This window comes from Myroides sp. C1519 (assembly GCF_038039755.1).
Taxonomy (GTDB): domain Bacteria; phylum Bacteroidota; class Bacteroidia; order Flavobacteriales; family Flavobacteriaceae; genus Flavobacterium; species Flavobacterium phaeum_A.
The window spans coordinates 1-503 of the sequence record NZ_JBBPHM010000058.1 but is presented as its reverse complement, the minus strand read 5'-3'; the positions used below and the strand labels follow the sequence as shown (position 1 = coordinate 503).

The 503-nt window shown below is 34.0% G+C and carries 1 pseudogene; it reads right to left on the bottom strand.

What is annotated here, in order from left to right:
• Nucleotides 1–503: pseudogene (locus AABL81_RS13555) on the bottom strand (hypothetical protein); the annotation flags it as partial.

Sequence of the window (503 nt, the reverse complement as noted above, 5' to 3'; positions counted from 1 at the left end):
CCTAAATCAATTGTCTCTGAAGATCCGTTTGAGTTTACATATGTTAAAGCATTTGTTCCTTCATTGTAAGTCAAACTCGTTTTGTTTAATACCAATTCTTTTAGAACACCTTTTGCATCAGTGTACTTAAGGGTATTTGTCGATTTATCGTAATCTACAGATCCTGTTCCTAAGTCTAATGTTGAAGTGTTTCCCTTCTCATCTTTATAGTTCAACGCATTAGTTGATTTGTCATATCCTAACACAGTTAGTGTTTCATTTGCTGAAACCAACTTGCCTAAATCAATTGTCTCTGAAGATCCGTTTGAGTTTACATATGTTAAAGCATTTGTTCCTTCATTGTAAGTCAAACTCGTTTTGTTTAACGCCACTTCTTTTAAAACACCTTTTGCATCAGTGTACTTAAGGGTATTTGTCGATTTATCGTAATCTACAGATCCTGTTCCTAAGTCTAATGTTGAAGTGTTTCCCTTCTCATCTTTATAGTTCAACGCATTAGTTGA